Source organism: Pedobacter sp. Bi126 (assembly GCF_918698245.1).
In the GTDB taxonomy this organism is placed as follows: Bacteria; Bacteroidota; Bacteroidia; order Sphingobacteriales; family Sphingobacteriaceae; genus Pedobacter.
Map to the genome: position 1 here is coordinate 804,861 of NZ_CAKKMS010000004.1, position 22,511 is coordinate 827,371.

14 protein-coding genes are annotated in these 22,511 nt (G+C 38.0%); 7 read left to right on the plus strand and 7 right to left on the minus strand.

Annotation, left to right across the window (positions count from 1 at the left end):
- Window positions 1–5: 5 nt before the first annotated feature.
- From LQ201_RS18285 to LQ201_RS18315, 7 genes are read left to right on the plus strand one after another with little or no spacing between them, the layout of a single operon-like run.
- Window positions 6–1,607, plus strand: coding sequence for a SusD/RagB family nutrient-binding outer membrane lipoprotein (locus LQ201_RS18285; protein WP_230146259.1), 1,602 nt, complete (start codon window positions 6–8; stop codon window positions 1,605–1,607).
- Window positions 1,608–1,665: 58 nt separating this feature from the next.
- The gene (locus tag LQ201_RS18290; protein ID WP_230146260.1) at window positions 1,666–2,253 is read left to right on the plus strand and encodes a redoxin domain-containing protein; all 588 of its coding nucleotides are present in this window, start codon (window positions 1,666–1,668) and stop codon (window positions 2,251–2,253) included.
- The gene (locus LQ201_RS18295; RefSeq protein WP_230146261.1) at window positions 2,253–3,587 is read left to right on the plus strand and encodes a cytochrome c; all 1,335 of its coding nucleotides are present in this window, start codon (window positions 2,253–2,255) and stop codon (window positions 3,585–3,587) included. The genes LQ201_RS18290 and LQ201_RS18295 overlap by 1 nt, the downstream gene beginning before the upstream one ends.
- Before the next feature lie 54 nt (window positions 3,588–3,641).
- Entirely contained in the window at window positions 3,642–6,992 is a 3,351-nt protein-coding gene (locus tag LQ201_RS18300; RefSeq protein WP_230146262.1) for a VCBS repeat-containing protein, read from the plus strand.
- Between the two features lie 10 nt (window positions 6,993–7,002).
- Complete coding sequence (locus LQ201_RS18305; protein ID WP_230146263.1) at window positions 7,003–8,313, plus strand: vanadium-dependent haloperoxidase; 1,311 nt, start codon at window positions 7,003–7,005, stop codon at window positions 8,311–8,313.
- Between the two features lie 18 nt (window positions 8,314–8,331).
- Window positions 8,332–9,756 (plus strand): alpha-L-fucosidase, encoded by a 1,425-nt coding sequence (locus tag LQ201_RS18310; protein ID WP_230146264.1) that lies wholly within the window; start codon window positions 8,332–8,334, stop codon window positions 9,754–9,756.
- 2 nt (window positions 9,757–9,758) lie between these two features.
- Window positions 9,759–12,428: a glycoside hydrolase family 3 C-terminal domain-containing protein gene (locus tag LQ201_RS18315; protein ID WP_230146265.1), complete on the plus strand. Its 2,670-nt coding sequence runs from the start codon at window positions 9,759–9,761 to the stop codon at window positions 12,426–12,428.
- Between the two features lie 491 nt (window positions 12,429–12,919).
- Here LQ201_RS18315 and LQ201_RS18320 read toward each other — a convergent pair whose 3' ends face one another.
- The 7 genes from LQ201_RS18320 to LQ201_RS18345 all read right to left on the minus strand — a co-directional run bounded on the left by LQ201_RS18320 (window position 12,920) and on the right by LQ201_RS18345 (window position 22,452).
- On the minus strand, window positions 12,920–14,005 hold the full coding sequence (locus tag LQ201_RS18320) for an Ldh family oxidoreductase (RefSeq protein WP_230146266.1): 1,086 nt from the start codon (window positions 14,003–14,005) through the stop codon (window positions 12,920–12,922).
- 107 nt (window positions 14,006–14,112) lie between these two features.
- Window positions 14,113–15,699, minus strand: coding sequence for a bacillithiol biosynthesis cysteine-adding enzyme BshC (bshC, locus tag LQ201_RS18325; RefSeq protein ID WP_230146267.1), 1,587 nt, complete (start codon window positions 15,697–15,699; stop codon window positions 14,113–14,115).
- A gap of 313 nt (window positions 15,700–16,012) precedes the next feature.
- Entirely contained in the window at window positions 16,013–17,857 is a 1,845-nt protein-coding gene (locus tag LQ201_RS18330; RefSeq protein WP_230146268.1) for an alpha-L-fucosidase, read from the minus strand.
- Window positions 17,858–18,533: 676 nt separating this feature from the next.
- On the minus strand, window positions 18,534–20,435 hold the full coding sequence (locus LQ201_RS18335; protein WP_230146269.1) for a DEAD/DEAH box helicase: 1,902 nt from the start codon (window positions 20,433–20,435) through the stop codon (window positions 18,534–18,536).
- Window positions 20,436–20,759: 324 nt separating this feature from the next.
- On the minus strand, window positions 20,760–21,617 hold the full coding sequence (locus LQ201_RS18340; RefSeq protein ID WP_230146270.1) for an acetylxylan esterase: 858 nt from the start codon (window positions 21,615–21,617) through the stop codon (window positions 20,760–20,762).
- Between the two features lie 33 nt (window positions 21,618–21,650).
- Entirely contained in the window at window positions 21,651–21,743 is a 93-nt protein-coding gene (locus tag LQ201_RS25745) for a DUF4293 family protein (RefSeq protein WP_371823053.1), read from the minus strand.
- A gap of 175 nt (window positions 21,744–21,918) precedes the next feature.
- Window positions 21,919–22,452, minus strand: a complete 534-nt coding sequence (locus LQ201_RS18345) for a hypothetical protein (RefSeq protein WP_230146271.1) — start codon at window positions 22,450–22,452, stop codon at window positions 21,919–21,921.
- Window positions 22,453–22,511 lie beyond the last annotated feature (59 nt).

Sequence of the window (22,511 nt, forward strand, 5' to 3'; positions counted from 1 at the left end):
GAGATATGAAGACTATAAATAAAACAAAAATATATTTCCTGATAATTTCAGCTTTGCTTGTAGTGGGCGGTTGTAAAAAGGAAAGCTTTGTAGAAGCAAATTTAAACCCTAATACAATATATGAAGTTAAGCCTGAAGATCAATTTCTTAGAGCTGCAGTAGGGTCCCAGGATGATTTCGAGTACTTTGCAGATGTGTACCGTGCCGCAAACCTATGGATGCAGTATAGCACACTAAGTACTGGAAACGGACTAAACTTTAATAATGTTGGCTCGCAATTTAATACGCGTTATGGTAAAATATTTTATGGCAGATTAGGCCCAGCTTTGATTGATGGGATAAAAAACATAGAATCAATGCCCGATGCTGATAAAAATGCAAGGGTTCAGATGAAAGCAATTTCACAAATACTCTTATCATATTATGCATTTTATGTGAGCGATATCAATGGAAGTATACCATATACTGAAGCTTTCCAAGGGAGGTATGGTGGTACTAAAACCCCACGTTATGATACGCAACAGGAAATATTTGCAAAAGTAGATGCAGAATTGAAAGCAGCTGTTGCTACTTTAAAAGGCTCGACCACCGGTCAGATCAGTCTTGGTGGAAATGATCCATATTTCAATGGAGATGCAACACTTTGGACTAAAGCAGCAAACGCTTTACGTCTGAAAATCGCTATTCGCTTAATGAAAGTTGATCCAACTAAAATGAAAGCAATTGCTACCGAAGTTTTAGCAGATCCAGTACAGATGGCAAATGTTAACGATTCCTGGATGCTTAAGGTTGGCCCATCTTATGCAGATGCAAGCGGAAACTTTAGCCCATCGAACTTTGCAGCAGGTAAACCCGTTTTAGACTTTCTTGTTGCAAAAGGGGATCCTAGATTAGCGATATATTATCGTCCAAATGCAGCTGGAAATTACGTGGGAAGTTTTACCAGTCCTGATGAAGCAAAATTACCAGCTAATGCGCCGTTGTATGCTTCATTAGATAATTTATCACAGTTGCAACACCGATTGTTTACGCCTAATTTCGACAATAATGATGGCTTAAAAGCTGGTACAGGCAAAGGTTTTTTTCCTGTGCTAACATATGCCGAGTATTGCTTTATACGTGCAGATCTTGCGGCCCGTAATATTACTACAGACGTTGCTGAAACATGGTATAAAAAAGGTGTATATGCATCTGTTCAATTTTATAGTGATAGAGCAGTTGATGCGAATGTAAAAGATTTTACCGCTGTAACTCCTGCAGCAATTGATGCTTACTATGCTAAAGTTGGAGTTAATTTTGATCCGGCTAAAGCAACTGATCAAATCGCTTGTCAGGCTTACCTTGATTTCTTTAGACAACCTTTAGAAGCCTGGGCCTGGTGGAAAAGAACTGGCTTTCCCAATACCACCTCGGTGTTGGCGTGGTCTGAATTAAAGGCCAACGGAACGCCACTTACTTTAGCACGTAGAGCAGGTATAGATTTATTAAGTCCAACCAACTTAAACTATGCAAATCAGCAGACTGCGATTGCTGAAATGGCTAAAAATCCTGATTTTGGTGCCGGTCCAAATGATCCTTTTGGTCGTGTTTGGTGGGATAAAAAATAATCACTAAATTAAAAGAACCCTTAGTCATTTTACTAAGGGTTCTTTTTAATTAAAAGCAATGAAATTAGCTAATGTTATTATTCGACTGAGTTTTTTACTCGCTATCGTTATTTTTCCTGTTTTTATAAAAGCTCAGGAAAATTTAGTATCCCCTGCAAAAATAAATGCGATTAAATTAATCAATTTAACAGGTAAAGAAAGTCGAATTAATTTAAACAAAACAACAATCATTGTATTTTTAAGCCCCGAATGCCCGCTATGCAAAAATTATTTACCAGGCTTGGTAAAACTTCAAAATGCGAATAAAAGCATCAATTTTTGCGGAGTAATCCCAGGTACCAGTTATTCAATAAAAGAAATAAATGAACTTAAAAATGAATATGGTATCAACTTCGATCTGTTAACAGACAAAGACAAACGATTATCAAAATATTTAGGTGCAACCACTACGCCTGAGGTTTTTTTAATCAGTAAAATGGGCGCAATAGTTTACAGCGGATTAATCGATAACTGGTCTTCCTCACTCGGACAGAAACGCTTGGTAATTACCGAAAAATATCTTGAGCAAGCTATAAAAGACCTTCTAAACGGCAAACAAACATTTAAAAAAACGATTCCTGTAGGGTGCTTAATTAACGACATATAATGAATCCAAAATCTTTAGTATTATTAAAAATTATTACCATTATACTTGGGACATTCATTTGCATACCTCATGTAAGTGCCCAAAAGGTAACTTACTATAAAGATGTTGCATACATTATCCAAAATAAGTGCCAACCCTGTCACAGGCCAGGAGAAGCTGCTCCATTTGCTTTATTAACCTATGAGGATGTTGCAAAAAGAGGCTCTTTTATTAAAAAGGTAACCCAATCTGGTTATATGCCGCCATGGAAGCCAGATAACCACTACAGACTATTTAAGAATGATAGATCATTAACAAATGAAGAAAAACTAACTATAGCCAAATGGGTTGACGCGAAAATGCCGATGGGCGATATTAGCGAAATGCCTAAAAAAGCAGTTAAAACATATATAGATGGGACCCAATATTTCAGGAAACCCGATCTTGTTTTAAAAACAATTAAACCATATAAAGTTTTAGGCGATAATAAGGAGCGGTTTATTGTTTTTAAAATTCCTTTTGATATTGGCGTAGAAAAAAACGTAGAAGCAATGGAGTTTTTTTCATCCAATAAAAAAGTAGTACATCATGCTAACTTTGCTATTCACCCTGTAGCAGATAATATTGATATTAACCAGGGAGCCGATTTTTTAAATTTAACAGAAGATGATCGGACTAAATACTCGCAGTATTTTCCTTTTAAAAAAACCATGACCTATTACGGAGGATGGATCCCAGGAACCTCTTATGAATCTTATCCAAATAATTTTGGCTGGATAATGCCTAAACGGGGCGTTATATTATTAACTGTACACTTTGCTCCCGTTTCAAAGGAGGAAGAGAATATTTCAGGTGTAAATTTCTTTTTCAAAAAAACGCCAATAGGGCGGAAAGTTGAGGTAATTAGTTTAGGTTCTGCAGGCGTAGGCGAAAAATCTATCGAGCCTTATTTTTTTATCCCTGCTGAGTCTGTAAGAAAGTTCGAATTAAAAATCACAACACCGCAAGATCAATCTTTATTATACATTTGGCCACATATGCATTACCTGGGTAAGATATTCAAATCATACGCAGTAACACCTAAGAGAGATACCATACAACTCGTTTCAATTCCATCCTGGGATTTTAGATGGCAGGAAATTTATCAATTTAAAAATTTAGTAAAAATCCCTAAGGGCTCTATATTAACAATAGAGGGTACTTATGATAATACAACGAGTAATCCTAACAATCCAAGCAGCCCGCCCCGAAATGTTTATTCGGCCAATGATATGAAATCTACCGATGAGATGTTGACCATGTTACTTGTGTTTTTGCCCTACAAAGAAAATGACGAACAAATACAATTAAAATAAAGGCTTACTACCAACTGTGTAATTTAATTTCAGCTTGATTTAATAAGAAGTACCATGAAAATAAGAATATGGCGATCTGCACTTTTTTTCTTAATGCAAGCTGCTGTTGTTAACAACGCTAATGCACAACAGCCTTTATTTACCTTGTTACCAGCAAAGGAAACAAATATCAGTTTTGTAAATAGAGTAATTGAAACGGATTCATTACACGTTATGAACTATGAATATTTGTATAACGGATCAGGTGTTGGAGTAGCCGATTTTAATGGCGATGGTTTGTCAGATATCTTTTTTTCATCAAATGCATCAGATCATAAATTGTACCTTAACAAAGGAAATTTAAAATTTGAAGATATTACGAACAAAGCAGGTGTAAGGGGAAATGGTACCTGGGGAACAGGGGTATGTATTGCTGACTTAAATGCAGATGGCTTACCCGATATATATGTAAGTCATTCCGGGAAATTTCCTGACAGTAAACTTAAAAATGAGTTATTTATTAACCAGGGAATAAAAGCTGGTATACCTGTTTTTAAAAACATGGCAGAGGTTTACGGCCTTGATGCAATAGGAACCCAATCTACACAAGCAGTTTTTTTTGATTACGACAAGGATGGTGATTTAGATATGTTTTTGTTAAATCATTCAAATCAAACATACAAACCTTTTTTAAATACTAAAAAAGTACGATCTACCCCAAATATGAAATTTGGGAATCGTTTATTTAGAAATGATTCTAAAAACAATCAACCCCATTTTGTAGATGTTACGTTAACCTCTGGAATTATAAATAATGCCTTAAATTTTGGCCTAAACGTAGCGGTAAGCGATTTAAATAATGATGGCTGGCCGGATATTTATACTTCAAGTGATTATACTGAACAGGATTGCCTTTATATCAACAATAAGAACGGTACTTTTTCTGAAAGCATCCGGAAGTCTATCAAGCACATTTCAAAGTATTCAATGGGTTCTGATATAGCCGATTATAACAATGATGGTAAACCCGATATCATCACGCTTGATATGTTGCCCGAAGATAATCATAGGCAAAAGCTGCTTAAAGGACCAGATGAGTATGATCAATATCACTTATTACTGGATAGTGGATATTACAATCAGCAGATGAGAAATATGCTGCACTTAAATCAGGGATTAGGAGGAGATGGTAATTTGCGTTTCAGCGAAATAGGACAATTGGCAGGCATTTCTAATACAGATTGGAGTTGGGCACCTTTATTTGCTGATTTTGACAACGATGGTTGGAAGGATTTATTTATTTCTAACGGATATTTAAGAGACTTTACGGATATGGATTTTCTGAAATATACCGTTGCAAATGCCCAAAAGGAATCACTTAAACAAGGGAGTTTAAAATTTCAAACCTTCGATCTGGTGAAGAAAATGCCATCGAATCAAATCTCAAATTATATTCTTTCAAACAACCATGATTTAACTTTTACCAATAAAACAGTAGAGTGGGGCATTTCAACACCTTCCGTTTCAAATGGTTCTGCTTATGCCGATTTGGATAATGATGGTGATCTGGATTTAATTGTTTGTAATATAAACTCACCGGTAATGGTGTATAAGAACAATTCCGATTTACTGAAATCGAACTATTTAAAAATTAATCTTATTGGAGAAGGATTAAATACAGGAGCAATTGGGGCTAAAATCTATATTAAAACAGATGATAATTTACAGTATCAGGAGAAGTATGTGGTACGTGGTTATCAATCAAGTGTAGATCAAATCAATTGTTTTGGTTTAGGTAAACACAATAAAATAAATTATGTAAAAATAGTTTGGCCAGACGGAAAAGAAAGTTTGATTGAAAATGTACAATCAAATCAGACACTAACAGTTAAGCAGAATGAAGCTGTAATAAAAAAGGAGAATATTAGTGCACCAAAAGCACTATTTACAGATTATACTGCAGATTCAGGCTTAGATTTTAAACATCATGAAAACGATTTTATCGATTTTAAAGGCGAAACCCTTTTACCTTATCAACTATCTAAATTTGGACCTGCGCTAGCTAAGGCTGATATTAACAAAGATGGAATAGAAGATGTTTTTATAGGTGGGGCAATTGGTCAGGCAGGTGAATTATTCTTAGGCGATAAAGCGGGGAACTTTAGTCCTTCTCAAAGTCAGCCTTGGGAAGAAGATAAAGCGAGTGAAGATGTAAATGCTGTTTTTTTCGATGCAAATGGCGACGGGGCTTTAGATTTATGGGTGGTAAGCGGTGGAAATGAGTATGATGAAAATGCCCCAGAGTATCAGGATCGATTATATTTAAATAATGGGAAAGGTACTTTTAATAAGGCACAAGATGCATTGCCAAAAATGTGGAGTAGTAAACAGGCCATAAGCATTGCTGATTTTGATAAGGATGGAGATTTGGATGTTTTTGTTGGCGGTATGAGTAAACCGGGATCTTTCCCCCTCTGCAGTAAAAGTTATTTATTACGTAACGAATCAAAAGGTGGAGCGGTAAAGTTTATTGATGTAACCAAAGAACTCGCTCCTGAATTGGAGTACGCGGGTATGGTTGCTACCGCTTTGTGGCAGGATTTGAACACTGATGGATACCCAGAGCTGTTAATTGGCGGTGATTGGATGCCATTAAAGAAATTCAAAAATGATAAGGGGGCTTTAAAATATGATAAAGATTCTGGACTAGAAAACTCAGATGGTATGTGGAGTAAAATTGTACCAATGGATGTAAACAAGGACGGGGCAATGGATTTTATTGTTGGCAACTGTGGTTTAAACAATCAATTTAAAGCCAATAGTAAGCAGCCGGTAACAGTTTATGCAGGTGATTTTAATAATGATGGCGTATTAGATCCAGTGATGTGTTATTACATTCAAGGGCAAAATTATCCGATGGCTTCTAGAGATGAACTACTTGATCAGATGGTTCAATTAAAAAAACGGTTTTTAAATTATGCCTCTTATGCTGATATCACAATAGAACAATTATTTACACCAGAGCAGTTGAGTAAAAGTCAAAAATTTTATTGTAAGCAACTGGAAACCTCCATTTTATTAAATGATGGAAATGGAAAGTTTACAATTAAGACGCTTCCAATCGAGGCGCAGTTTTCGAGAACATGGGGCGTGGTTGTAGATGATTTTAATAAGGACGGGAAAGAGGATATTCTTTTGTCGGGAAATTTTTATCCATATCGGGTTCAGCTTGGTCAGGCAGATGCAGGTTTGGGCTTACTTTTAGTCGGAAATGGCAAAGGCGATTTTAAAGCGGTGCCCCCTTATGATTCAGGATTGTATATAGATGGCGACGTTAGGAATATGATTGAGATTAAGGGAGCAATCAAAAAAATTATTGTTGTTAAAAATAATGATAAGGTCCAGCTTTTAAAAACTACTAATTAAAACCAGCATCATGAAGATATATCTGTTTTTATTTATTTTCTGTATTTCAATCAGTGCTAGTGCTCAGTGGCGTAAAAGCGAAAATGATCCTTTACCACTGCATAGATCGCAAAAGGCACTTTCTGATATCATTGTAAGTGATATATTTTCTCCGCCGGTTGCGAGTAGAATTTTTGTTTATGCAAACATTGCTGCATACGAGATTCAGGCGAAAAACAATAGTCAGTTTCAATCTCTAAAAGGACAATTGAATAGTTTTAATGGCATCCCAAATGCAGATAAAAAGCAAATTAGTTATTCTGTCGCCGCAACTTATGCCTATTGGCAGATTGCAAAACGACTTGTTTTCTCTGATCAGGTGGCTTTAGATAGCCTAAACAGCATACTATTATGGTATAAAGTAAAAGGATATCCGGATACTATTGTTCAAAATTCTATTTTGTACGGTAAAAAGGTGTCAGATTCTGTTTTAAAATGGGTTGATCAGGATTATTATAAAGAAACGCGTAAATTAAGACGTTACAGCATTGTAAAAAAAGAAGGTAACTGGGCACCTACTCCCCCTGGTTATATGGCAGCTGTAGAGCCTTATTGGAATAAAATAAGACCTTTAGTGATGAAAACAGCTGGTCAGTTTAAACCTTCACCTCCTCCGGCTTACAGTAAAGATAAAAATAGTGCTTTTTATATCAATGCAAATGAAGTTTACACGGTTGGTAAAAATCTAAATCAAAAGCAATTAGATATAGCGAAATTTTGGGATTGTAACCCTTTCTTTTTAAATGTAAATGGGCATATGAACTATGCTACAAAAAAGATATCACCCGGAGCACACTGGATTTCGATAGCTGGCATTGCCTGCAAACTAAAAAGCTTTAACTACGTTCAAAGTAGTCGTGCTTATACATCTACCTGTATTGCATTATTTGATGCCTTTATCAGCTGTTGGGATGAGAAATACAGGAGCAATTATATTCGCCCGGAAACATTTATTGATGCAAATATCGATGAAAATTGGCGGCCAATTTTGCAAACACCTCCATTTCCCGAATACCCGAGTGGGCATAGCGTTGCTTCAACATCTGCAGCCTATGTATTAACCAAAATATTTGGCGATAATTTTAAGTTTCAAGACAATACTGAGACTGATTTCGGATTACCGGTGCGAAGCTTCACTTCTTTTAATCAAGCTGCTAACGAAGCCGCTCTTAGTAGACTTTACGGCGGTATACATTACAGACCAGCCATTGAAAATGGTCAGATTCAAGGTAGGAATATCGGAGCATATCAGACCGAAAAAATTATAATGAAAAAAGATTAAGTTAAAAACAGAATAACAATGAAAATAAAATACCTCCTAGTACTTGTTTTAATTGCTTTGGCTAAGTTTTCAAGTGCCCAAAGAAACGACATACTAAAAGAATCATCAGATTACGAGTGGCCAACAGATCTAACTGTTAAGCAAAAACTCGATACCTGGCAGGATAAAAAGTTTGGAATGATTATCCATTGGGGGCTTTATGCTGTTCCAGGGATTATCGAATCTTGGTCAATCTGTTCTGAAGATTGGATCGATAGAGACAGTACCATTAAATACGAAGACTATAAAAAATGGTATTGGGGCCTTAATGAAAAATTTAACCCAACAAAATTCAATCCTGAGCAATGGGCCAAAGCAGGTAAAAGTGCAGGAATGAAATATTTGGTGTTTACCACCAAACATCACGATGGCTTTGCTATGTTCGATACCAAACAATCTGATTTTAGCATTGCAAAAGGTCCTTTTTCAACCAATGCCAAAAAAGACGTAGCTAAATATGTGTTCGATGCTTTCCGTAAGGAAAATTTTATGATCGGTGCTTATTTTTCTAAACCCGATTGGCATTCTCAATACTATTGGTGGGATAAATATGCCACTGCAGATAGAAATAACAATTACGACATCAGAAAGAATGAATGGCGGTGGAATATGTTCAAAAGTTATACCCAGAACCAGATTGGAGAGTTAATGAACAATTACGGAAGCATTGATATTTTATGGTTAGATGGTGGATGGGTCCGTCCACGGGCTAGCGTAAATAAAGAAGTACTTTCTTGGGGAGCACCTATTCCTGATTGGAGTCAGGATATTGATATGCCGAAAATTGCAGCTGATGCTAGAAAAGCACAACCTGGTTTAATTGTAGTGGATAGAACGGTACACGGCCAGTTTGAAAACTACCAAACCCCTGAACAAAAAATCCCTGAAAATCAGTTGGAGTATCCATGGGAAAGCTGTATGACGTTAGGCGGAGCCTGGGGTTTTGTACCCAACGATCAGTATAAATCGGCAGGAGAAGTGGTTCATAAATTAGTAGAAATAGTAGCCAAAGGCGGAAGTTTGCTTTTAGGTATTGGGCCTAAAGCTGATGGAACGCTGCCTGATCATGTGATTACAAGATTGGATGAAATTGGTAAGTGGACCAGTAAGAATGGTGTTGCCATATACGGAACAAGGATTACCAAAAACTACCATGATGGACAGAACTGGTTTACGCAAAGTAAAGACGGTAAAACTATTTACGGCATCAGTTTAATCGGCAATACGCCAAACAAAGAAATTTCATGGCAGGGGAGTATTCCTAAAAAAGGAAGTCTCATTACCATTTTAAGTACCAACCAAAAGGTAAAATGGACATTGAAAGATGGCAAAGCACACTTCGATTTTCCTAAAACAGAGGAGAAAATAGCCCTGACTTTTTCTTTTACGCCCGAAACTAAATAGCAATGCCGAAACCGAGAAGACACCTATATTTATTGCCTGCATTATTTTTCTGTAGTAGCCTTTTTGCTCAAGTTAAAGGGCAATCTTTACCCTATAAAAATCCGAAATTAAGTGTCGATTTGAGGGTAAAAGACCTCATTTCGAGAATGACACCGGAAGAGAAATTCTGGCAGTTATTTATGATTCCTGGAGATGTTACAACTGAAAATAAGACACAATTTAAAAACGGTATTTTTGGTTTGCAGGTAAGTGCTGCTGCCCAGGGAAGTGGTAATGCACAACAAATGTTAACCTATAATACCTCTGAAGATGGACTTTCTCTGGCTAAAAAAGTAAATGAAATTCAAAAATTTTTTGTTGAGGAAACCCGTTTGGGCATTCCCATCATTCCATTTGATGAGGCTTTACACGGTTTGGTTAGGCAAGGTGCTACTGCTTTTCCACAATCAATTGGTTTAGCTGCAAGTTTCGATACTACTTTAGTAGCCAAAATTGGTACCGCTATTGCCAATGAGGCAAGGGCACGCGGTTTGAGAGATCTTTTGGCGCCTGTAATCAATATGGCTACAGATGTAAGATGGGGCAGGGTAGAAGAAACCTATGGAGAAGACCCTTATCTAACAACTGTAATAGGGCATGCTTTTATGAATGCCATAGAAAGGCAGAATATCATTGTTACCCCAAAACATTTTATTGCCAATGTTGGCGATGGCGGGCGGGATAGCTACCCGATAGAGATGGATAAACATTTTTTAGAAGAAATCCACTTTCCAGCATTTAAAGATGGGGTTAAAAATATAGGTATCCGTTCATTAATGACTTCCTATAACAGCGTTTTTGGTACTCCGGCAACCTCAAATAAATGGCTGCTCACCACTAAACTAAAAACAGAATGGGGTTTTAAAGGTTTCGTAATTTCTGATGCAGGTGCAGTTGGAGGTGCCAATGTATTACATTTTACAGCTAAAGATTATAAAGATGCTACGGCGCAATCGATTAATGCCGGCCTTGATGTAATCTTCCAGGTAGATTATAATCATTATAAACTTTTTCTGCCCGCATTTTTAGATGGTGGCATTCCCAAATCGAGAATAGATGATGCATTGTCAAGGGTGCTGAAAGCTAAATTCGAGCTGGGGCTGTTTGAACATCCTTACGTGGATGAAAGTATTGCTGAAAAGATGCTAAGCGATCAAAGTAATCACAATCTCGCCAAAGAGGCCGCTTTAAAATCTTTTGTGCTCCTGAAAAATGATAACAACACGCTTCCTTTAAAAAGTGAAAAGCAGATCTTACTGGTAGGGGAAGATGCAATTGAAGCCAGATTAGGTGGCTACAGCGGTACCGGAAACAATAAGATAAATATATTGGAGGGCTTAAAAAATGCCGTATCCAATAACGTTAAGGTTAATTATGTAAAGGGCAGTAGCCGGGAACTGCAATCTTATATTCCGGTAGATAGCCAGTTTCTTTCTGCCAATCAGAAAGCAGGATTAATAGGAAACTATTACAAAGGGCTTCAGTTCTCAGGGAAACCCGTTAAAGAAGTAAATGATAAGGCGGTTAATTTCAGTTGGACATTGTACCCGCCAGACGAGCAGCTCCAATTGGATGATTATTCGGTAAGGTGGGCCGGTAAAATTAAGGTGCCACAAAATGTTGATGTTAATATCGGATTGGAGGGAAACGATGGTTACCGATTATACCTGGATAACCAGTTACTTATCGATAATTGGGATAAAAAATCATTCAATACGAAAACCGTTCCATTTCATTTCGAGAAAAATAAGGAGTATGCAATTAAGGTCGAATTTTATGAGCCTAAAGGCAATGGTAAAATCAAACTGATCTGGGATTATAATATCAAGAAATCAAACGAAATAGCCGATGCAGTTGCTGCGGCAAAAAATAACGATGCAATTGTATTTGTTGCAGGTATAAAAGAAGGGGAGTTTTTAGATCGGGCGATGTTAAACCTGCCTGGTAATCAAGAAATGCTACTGGAGGAACTCGCAAAAACCGGGAAACCTATTATTGTGGTATTAACCGGTGGAAGTGCCATTAATATGCAGCCTTGGTTAAATAAAGTAAATGCAGTTTTAGATGTTTGGTACCCAGGCGAAGCAGGCGGTAGCGCCATTGCAGATGTACTACTTGGCAAGGTAAATCCATCAGGTAAACTTCCAATTACTTACCCGATAGATGAATCACAGTTACCGTTGGTTTACAACCATAAACCTACGGGAAGAGGCGATGATTATAACAACTTAAGCGGCGAACCACTTTTTCCATTTGGATATGGATTAAGTTATACCAACTTTTCTTACCACAATTTGAAGTTTAACCGTAAAAGTATTGCTAAAAATGAAAACGCTAATTTAAGCTTCGAGCTTAAAAATACGGGCAATTACGATGGTGAAGAAGTGGTGCAGTTGTATATGAGACCTTTGTTGAGCAAATTGGCGCAGCCAGTTCTTGCATTGAGGGCTTTTCAGAGGGTACATTTAAAGGTTGGCGAAACAAAGGTAATTTCATTCAAACTGGATAAAGAGGTGCTGCAAACACTCAATATCAATAATGTATGGGAAGTAGCTCCTGGGGAATATAGGATTATGATCGGATCATCAAGTAAATCACTTTATTTAAAAGATAACTTAACTGTTAAGCCTTAAAAAAATACATCCTATGGTATAAACAATATCATTAATAGTTGCCGCAAATTCTGGTTAAATCTGCGGCTTTTTTTATTCTAATCCGTGTTTTCTTACGTCCGTCCTCCTGAATTTATTTCAGGATCTATTGAAGCGGTAGAATGACGAACTCACCTAAGTGTCTTTGCCGCGGAAACACGGAAAACATGAAATTTTTATTCGGCTGCCATCCTGAGGGTTAATTTATTCTATAAAAATCAATATAAATGACATAGAAGTTCAAGGAGATAGTCTCCCCCTAGTTTTCGTCATTTCGAGCGGAGTGCAACGCAGTCGAGAAATCTGCCTAGATAGATCTCTCCATTTCGCTGCGCTCCAGTCGAGATGACGATCATTCTATTGGAGTCTGCCAAGTAACGTAGCCGAAGGATCTTTAAGGAAAAATAGAATTGCTACATCCAACTCTGCGAACTTCGTGCTTTCTTCTCAGCGCCCTTTGCGGTTAAATGAAGTTATTTTAATTCTTCTATCCCTAACTTCACTGCAAGTTCATTCAGATCCTTCACCACAACATCAATGATCGGAATACCGCTGATTTTCCTTTCCTGCTCAAATTCATGTTCAGGTTCGCCAGGGATGATTACCTTTTTATCAGGATCTATTGTTTTTGCACTTTTAAAGCGTTCTATCCAATTATCTAAATGATCTTTGAAGTCTGCAGCTGGTCTGAAACCATCTACGCGCATAGCGCCTAAAAAGTGGCCAAGTCCTTCGCCAACCGGATTGGCCGATGGTTCTAAGAAAGCCACAAAAGGAGGCACCCAAGGGCCATAATTCGCGCCAGATAACACCGCTGATAAAATATCGACCGTAGCACTCAATCCATAACCTTTATGACTGCCATGATCTTTATCGCTGCCCAAAGGAAGGAGCGAACCGCCGTTTTTTAATTCGTTCGGATCAGTAGAGTTTTCTCCGTTTTTGTCCTGAACCCAGCCATCTGGGATACTTTTATTTGCCCTCTGGGCAATTTCCAGTTTTCCGTTTGCTGCCGCTGCTGTGGCCATATCTACAATTACCGGTGGGTATTTCCCTGCTGGGAAAGCATAACACATGGGGTTTGTACCCAATAAACGTTCGTTAGCATAAGTAGGGGCTACCAAAGGGCTTGCATTGGTCATACTGATTCCGATCATATCCTTTTCTACCGCCATTAAACCATGGTAACCTGCAATACCGAAGTGATTGGAATTTTTAACCGATACCCATCCGCTACCGTATTTTTCTGCTTTTTCTATAGCAACTTTCATGGCAAATGGTGCAACCACTAAGCCTAAACCTGCATCGCCATCTACAGTGGCAGTAGTAGGTGTTTCATGTACGATTTTAATATTGGGTGTCGCATTTATTCTTTTCTTTTCCCAAAGGTGTACATAACCGCTTAAACGGGCAACGCCATGCGAGTCGATTCCACGTAAATCTGAACGGATTAATACATCGGTTGCTAAATCGGCATGCTCATCAGAACAGCCCATTTTTTTAAAAACGCTAAAGGTAAAAGCTCTAAGATTGGTTTCTGTAAAAGTGATGAAGTTCATTTTTTATTTTTTGTCGTCATTGCGAGGCACGAAGCAATCCTACGACTATCGCTAAACTAGGTGCATTAAGATTGCTTCGTGCCTCGCAATGACGGATTATCTAATAATTACGGCAATAAAACAGTAAAATCGCCTCCCAGTGGTTCGAAGTTTTCTATGCATGAGGAAAGAAAATCTTCTCCATAATTTACATACATGGGTGCAATATTTAAGGTTCTTTCCTGAAGTGCTCCATTCGGAAAAAGTCTTTTCTTTACATTATCAATCTGCAGCAATGCCGTTTCATGTTTCCTTTTCTCTCCGCGGAATAGTTTCTTCTCCAGGTTAGCCAATAAATGATTGGTCCGCTGTTTTGCTGTATCTGTTGATACAGAAAGCGTTTTATCTATTTTATAGGCATTTAGCTTAATTTGATCGAAAATGCTGTTAATGGCCCTGGTTTCATCAGCTAAGCTCAATTGGGCAGTTGTATTTCGCTTTACCCAAATGTTTTTTAACGCTTCAACTGGTAAAAATATATCTTCTAAAGAAAAACCTAAGTGGTATAAATTCTGCGCACTGCGTTTATCAATCAATAAAGCTGAGTTACGAAGCAATAAAACCGGGAAATCAACTTTATAAAAGTCGAAATTTGCCTTTAACTGCATCCAGTAAGCTACTTCTGCACCGCCACCTATGTAAGCAATGTTTGGCAAAATCACTTCCTGGTACATGGGCCGCATTACTACATTCGGACTAAAACGCTCGGGATATGATTCGATTTCGGCTTTTAGTTCCGTTTCCGTAAAACTAATGTCTGTATGATTTACAATGTATTTTCCTTTTTCGAAGATCAAACGCTCACGCAGATTGTCGATAAGGTAAAAGAAATTAATATCACGGCCATTCACCTGGGTTTTATAGCCTAAGTCCTCCAGATTTTTCGAACTATTTTCAATATTTTTTGCACTATTATGCTGAATGATATCTTCGGTAATGATATCCGCGAATTGCTTTTTTAGTTGTGTATCATCAGCATTCACAATCACCAGGCCATATTTCTCGAACAAGTTATTTACTAGGAACCTGGTGGCATCGGCTAAATTATCGTGTTGTAAATAGGCCTGTTCTACCAATTTGGCAATTCGTTTTCCGTTTTTAGAGATCCCAAGGTATCCTTTATAAGCCGTTACTGCTGCGGCAACGGTTTTGGTGCTTAGTCTTCCGGTGGCGCCATTGGTTTGCTGTATCCAACTGATGTTCTTTTCATCAACACTTACATGGTTAATTTCATCAAAATCGTGATCCTCTGTTGCCATCCAATAAACCGGAACAAAATTTTTATCGGGATGTGCCATTTTTAACTCGATGGCTAAATTAATGGTGGTTACAATTTTGTAAATAAAATAAAGTGGACCAGTAAATAAATTCAATTGGTGGCCCGTTGTAACCGTAAAGGTGTTCGCTGAACCTAAAAGTTCTATGTTTTTGGTAACCGATTTATTGGGCTGTAAATGTTGGTATTGATCTTGTAAAACCTGAACTAAAGTTTCTCTATTGCCTAAAAAATTTCTATGCTCAATTGCTTTGGCTAAGCCCTCCATATCAGGACGATAGCTATAAAAAGCTTTAAGCTGATTTTCGTCGTTAATATAATCTAAAACCAGTTTTGAAAATGATCCGGTTTCCTGATATGAGATATATTTTGCCTGCATGATGTGCGAAAGTAATGCAATTTAAGGATAATCGTAAAGTCGCGCCACTATTTTACAATTGTTAAATAATTTTTTGCCACGCCCACCTTGCCATCAAGGTCATTAAGTTAAGAGTTTTTAACCACAGATGGACACAAATAAACACAGATGTTTATATCTGTGTGCATCCTAATTTATCTGTGGTTAAATTGTGTTTACCCATGAGCATGGCATAACTAAGGACATTGGCCTTGCTCTTCGGGCACGGAAGCACAGAAACTCCATATGGTTGCCCTCCTGAGCGGAGTCGAAGGATCTTTAGGATACAAAATAATTAAAGATTGCTTTCTATCGCGCCAACTTTTTCGCGGTACAAATCAATCGGGCTATCTAAAAGTACTGCAATTACGGTTAATTCGGGATCTAGTTTGTCTTTAGGCACCGGAATGTAAACAATGCCCGGTATTTTGCTCCAATACAGTTTGTTATAAATTTCGTGTGGTAGCATGGTACCTTCACCCACAATCCTGATCCTGCTGATGTTGTTTTTTAAACCTTTAATGGCAATTGGCCCGGTTGGCGTGCCTTCTACAAATAAGTAAAGGGTTTGTTTATCTGCAGAAAGGACCGTATTGCCTTGGTAATGTCCTGACGGAATTCCCCCCGTTGTTTTGTATAGCGCCTCTGCATTTTTGATTACCCAGTTGCTAATATTTTGATCTGCGTTTTTAATTCCAGGGTTAAAGTCTAAGCCATCAGCAGTTAAACCTGTATTTTGAAATACATTTATACCTGCATTTAAGTTAATGGCCAGCCTGTTCAGATTTAAGTTGGTTAAACCCCGTTGTTTGGGCGCAGCATATAAGTCTGCCAGCGAAAGGGTTTTCTGTTTGTCTTCAACGAGCTGAATAGGGCCGTTTAATGATACTTTTAGAACGGTTACATCGCTGTCAAAATCTGCTTCCTTAAAATTAAGGAGATAATCTGTTTCATTTAGCTTAATTGTATATGGCTGTGCTTTGCTGCCAACTACTTCAATGTTGTTTATTTTTGATTTTATACCTGATAGTAAAATCCCGTTTTCGGTTTTGTAATCGAGATACAGGTACAGTACATCTTTGTTTTTGGATAAGGTAGTTTTACCGATAATATGCCCATCTGGGATCCCTGCCTGTGTATCATAAATGGCCTCTGCATGTTTCTTGGTCCAGCGGCCTAAATCTTTTAAAATTTTAACCTGTTCTGGCGCAATGGTTCCATCTGCTTTTGGTCCAATATCAAGCAATAAGTTACCGCCCATGCTGAAACAATCAACCAGGGTGCGGATGATCATGTTTGATGATTTATAATGATTGTCATAAGGCTGATAGCCCCACGAATCATTCATGGTGTAACAAAGTTCCCATTCTGGTGAGTTTGGTTTTACAACGGGAACACCTTGCTCCGGTGTATCATAATCGCCATGTCCGTTTAAGCGAGAGTTGATAATGATATTTTGATTTACCTTGCGTAAGTTCGATAGTATATTTTTGGCCTGCCATTCTTCTCCCGTATGCTCCCAATCGCCATCAAACCATACCAGATCAGGATTATATTTGGCCGAAAGTTCGTTTAACTGCCCTTGAAAATAATTTTGGAATTTTTTAAAGCGTAAAGGATCCTGTTTATAATCATAACGTTTCCTGTCGCGGGTAAAACCATCATAATCCGGGTAGCTCCAATCAGGTAAAGAAAAATATAGCCCTGTTTTAAGCCCCGATTTTTTAAGTTCGGCCACAAATGGAGTGATTAAATCTTTTTTAGCAGTACTATTTTTTAATGTGGTAGTGGCTAAGGGAGCTTTACTATCCCAAAGGGCCACGCCGTCATGGTGTTTGGTCGTAATTACCGCATATTTAGCACCGCTTTCTTTAATTAAGTTTACCCATTCTTCCGGTTTGTACTTTGCAGCGGTAAAACCATCAAGCTGTTTCATGTATGCATCATGATTGATGTAGTTGTTAAAAAACGACCACGATTCGGAAATTCCATTAACTGAATAAATACCCCAATGGATGAAAATACCCAGTTTGGCATCAGCAAACCATTGCATTTTTTGATCAGAAATTTTTTGTTGAGCAGAAAGCCTGCTGTTGATGAATAGTGAAAATAAAATGATGAAAAACTTTAAATAACGCATGATCGTGTTTAGTATATCTAAACGTTAAATATAATGTTTTATAGCTGTTTTTTAAACAAAAATTGGCTGTGAAGTCAGATGTTACCATCTGACTGGAGATTGATTTAGTAAGAAAATTTGTAAATAAGTATTATCATCTGAGTGAAAGGTAACTATAGAAGCACTAAATTAAGAATTCGGTTAGAGGTCAGCTGGTAACATCTGACATCACATATATCTGTTGATGCGACACCGGACAGATATACTAATAGATTTCCCGACTGCGTTGCACTTCTATCATTGACGTTGTTTAACAAGACGCTATTAATCAGCGTTTTAATCGATTTTGCGTTTCCGTCCAGCTAGGCCATAGCACCGTATCCCCGTTCTACTTAAATCCGGCATAACAAATTTTTCGGACTGCACTGTTCTAGCTGTACAACTGACTTCAAAAGAAAAATTTTCAGCCGGCATTTTTTGTTTCTTTTTGATGCCAAAAAGAAAGAGCCCTTCGGCGGCGGCGAGCCGAGGCAAGACCACGCCTTAGGGCAAAAGAAATCAATTAAACGTCACTCATATTGATTTTTATATAATAAATTATCCCTCAAAATGACGTCACCCCTTCACAACAAAATTTACCCATAAAAAAAGCCGCCCTGAATAATCAGAACGGCTGTAAAATATTTGGTTTAGTGATTTACCATTTTTTTCTTCGTTCGCCACTGCCACCTTCACGGTTTCCGCCTTCTCTGCGTGGACCTCCGGTGTTGCCACCTTTGTCATCACGGCTACGTCCAGAGAAATCTCTGAAACCGCCACCACTGTTCCCACCTTCACGTCTTCCGCTACCACCGCCAGATTTTCTATCACCTCCGCCACGATAACCGCCGCCGCTTCTGCGTTCACCGCCGAAACCACCGCTACGTCTTTCACCGCCACCGCGTCTTTCGCCAGCACCTTCACCACGACCGCCGTCTCCGCTTTTCTCGATCCGTACCTGACGACCGTTAAACTCAACAGATTTAAAGCCTTCAAAAACTTTGTCAGCTACATCGTCTTCCACTTCAAAGAAAGAGAAAACACCTTTTAAATCGATTTTACCAACGCTTTTGCCACCAATTTTACCGTTGTTACAGATAAATGATAACATATCGCCACGGGTAAACTCATCTACAGAACCTAAGTTGATGAACAAACGGGTGTAACCTTCGCTACCACGTCCACGTCCGGCACCTCTTTCGCCTCTGTCTGCACCACGATCATCGCCAACTGCAGCATTTAAATCAGGAGCTTTAGAGTAGTAATCCAAGAAACGGTTAAATTCTAATGAAGCAAAACGTTTAATTACATCTTCTTTTGATAAATCAGCAAATTCATCCATAATACGTGGAATGTACTGATCAATTTGTTCGTTGTTAACTTCTACATTGTGTACTTTATGTACCAAAGAGAACAATTGTTTTTCACAAACATCAAATCCTGTAGGAAGCTCAGCTTTGGTAAATTGTTTACCAATAATGCGCTCTAACTGACGGATTTTTCCAACTTCTTTAGAGTTGATGATACAGATAGAGATACCAGTTTTACCAGCACGGCCTGTACGGCCAGAACGGTGGGTATAACTTTCAATTTCATCAGGTAAAGAATAGTTGATTACGTGTGTTACATTGTTTACATCGATACCACGTGCGGCAACATCAGTAGCAATTAACAACTGCATGTTACGCTCACGGAAACGTTGCATTACTTTATCACGTTGTTGTTGCGATAAATCGCCGTGCAAAGCATCAGCATTGTAACCATCTTTAATTAAGTGCTCGGCAACATCTTGTGTATCCAATTTGGTTTTACAAAATACTACGGCAAAAATTTCAGGGTTAAAATCTACAATACGTTTTAAGGCAGCATATTTATCACGTGCACGAACAATGTAATATTCGTGTTCGATGTTTACGTTACCTGTATTTTTTGTGCCCATGGTTAATTCAACAGGGTTATCCATATAGTTTTTAGCTATACGGCGAACTTCTGCAGGCATAGTAGCCGAGAATAACCAGGTTTTTTTGTCATCAGGAGTAGTTGATAAAATGTCGTTAATGTCGTCCTGGAAACCCATGTTCAACATCTCGTCAGCTTCATCAAGCACAACATATTTAACTGAAGAAAAATCAATGGCTTTACGGCCAATGATGTCCAACATACGGCCGGGCGTGGCCACTACGATCTGAACGCCTTGGCGTATTTCGCGTAGTTGTTGCATAATGTTCGCACCACCGTAAACGGCAACAACGTGGGCATTAGCAACGTTTTTAGAAAAGTTTTTAAGGTCGTTAGCGATTTGCAAGCATAACTCACGGGTAGGGCATAAAATCAATGCCTGTGGTTTATTAACTTTAAAATCGATTAGTTCTAACAGCGGCAAACCAAATGCGGCTGTTTTTCCTGTTCCTGTTTGGGCCAAACCAACAAAATCATTAGTGCCTTCTAACAGTACAGGAATACTTTGCTCCTGAATAGGTGTTGGAGTTTCAAATCCAAGATCCTTTACGGCATTAACGACGTCATCACTTATCCCCAATAATTGAAATGGGTTTGTCATTCGTCTTTTTATTTTTAATTGAGCCGCAAAGGTAAGGTTAATATTTCGTATTTCACAGATAATCAAGTAAATAGTTTTTTAAGCTAAATATTTGAAAATAAGGAAGTAACAGTAGATGTAAGATGGATGATGGAAAAGGTAGGATGTAGCAGGTTTAAATTGAGGTCGTGATTGCAATAAGAACATGTGTTTTTTGTTTTGAAAGCGGCTGCAGTTGTGCTTAGGTTACCTCAGTCCCGTTTTCTGTTTCAATCTTTTTCAAACCTTTCAGGTTTTAAAAAGGATTTTCACGCCAACCGGGTTTAGGTTGCTGGGGTAATGCAGCTATTTACGTTTGTATTTAAACAGCCAATGGGGCAGTTCGTCAGTTAAAATTGCAGGAGCGAAAATATCGTTGTGAGCCAGATCGTCGAACTCCCAGAACCTGATCTTGTTGTTATGGCTTAGTTCTTTAAAAAACTGCTCATCGCTGTTGAAGGGGTTTTCAGTATCCATATTTCCGTGGATCAACCAAATTGGAATGTTCGTGAGTGTTTTTACTTTGTCGAATTGCGGTATGCCGGAAATGCTTATACCTGCAGCGAATAAATCAGGCTTTAACGATAAGGCATTGATCACCGAAGATGCCCCCATCGAAAAACCGATGAGGTAAATCCTTTTCTCATCAATATTTAAAGTGTTTTTTAAGCTATCAATCAGCTGTAATGCGGTTGTTAAACACGGCTGTGGTACAGAGGTAAGTACATTTCTGCTTTGGTCCATCATGTAATTTGACGATCGCGAAGGGAACTGCGGTGCCAAAATAAAAGCTTGGTATTTCGCCTGTATCTCATCCGTAGCAAATAATTTTGCTAAAATACCCAGTTGGCTGCTATTGTCGTTTCCAACCGCGTTTGATCCATGAAATACAATTACCAATGGAAGTTTTCTGTTCGTACTTTTTGGTTTTAGTAAGCGGTATACAATTGGTGTATTACCAGCGCCTTTGAATGATCCTTTCGTAAAAATATCGGTATTTAAACCTTTTATTTCGGCTATTCTCTGTTTAAGGGAGATCGAATCGACACTTTTAGCGATTTTGGTTTTTCCGAAAGTACGGATGCTTTTATTGCACGATAAGATTCCGCAAAGCAAAACCACCGAACAGATGTAGTTAACCGCATAATTTATTTTAATCGGCATAGAGAGAGGTAATTTTCTGTTAAAATTAAAGAACTAGCGCAACCTTTCAGCCGAGCATATCAATCTTTCATCCTTGTTAATGCCGAAGATGGCAAGAATCAAAAATAAAATAGCGAGTGCGGGCATAGCAGTTACACCAAATACAAAACCGGCAATTAGTAATAATGGTCAGCTTGCAATCCTCTTTTGAGCACTTCTACTTTTAAGTTGAAAATGTTTGCAAAGCAGATTAGTGCCGAAAAATATTTAAAATTAATATTAGATAAATAGCTTTAATCAAACTATTTTGTTTTAGGAGGCGTTAACGAGCCATAATCAGTGCGGTTTCTAAATAGGCCAGGGTATCCTGAGCTGTCAATTTGGAAACTATATCATCTGCAATATCGTTAAATGCAATCCCCGATTGTTTTGAAGTGGCTCCGCGTTTTAGCAAAAAAACTGTTCTCGAAAATGAAAATTTATCGTAATCCCCACGGGCAACCTTTACTTCCTGCGTAATAAAGTTGTATCCATTCTGAGCTGTGATAGGAGTTACTGGAGCCCGGTATTTAAAAATCTGATCAATGAGTTCATTGTTGGTTAATACGGTTTTTGGAGAGTAGAACAAAATTAAATCTCCGTCTTTTACTACCGAATAGTTTACATTTCCGCCAATTGTTGCCATATCGTTAGTTGAAAAAAACAAACTGCTGCCATCTGCAACGTAATGATCTGGTACAATAAAGTTGCTTTCGTTTTTAATAAACTGCTTAATTATATTTTGATCTTTTATTTCACCGTTCGCCGTAAATAAACGTGTTTCTGATTTTTTAACCAGATTTTCTGTTTGTAGCATTAATGGGAAATTTATTTCAGATTTGCTTCCGCCTTTTTTGCACGAAAAGAGTAAACAGA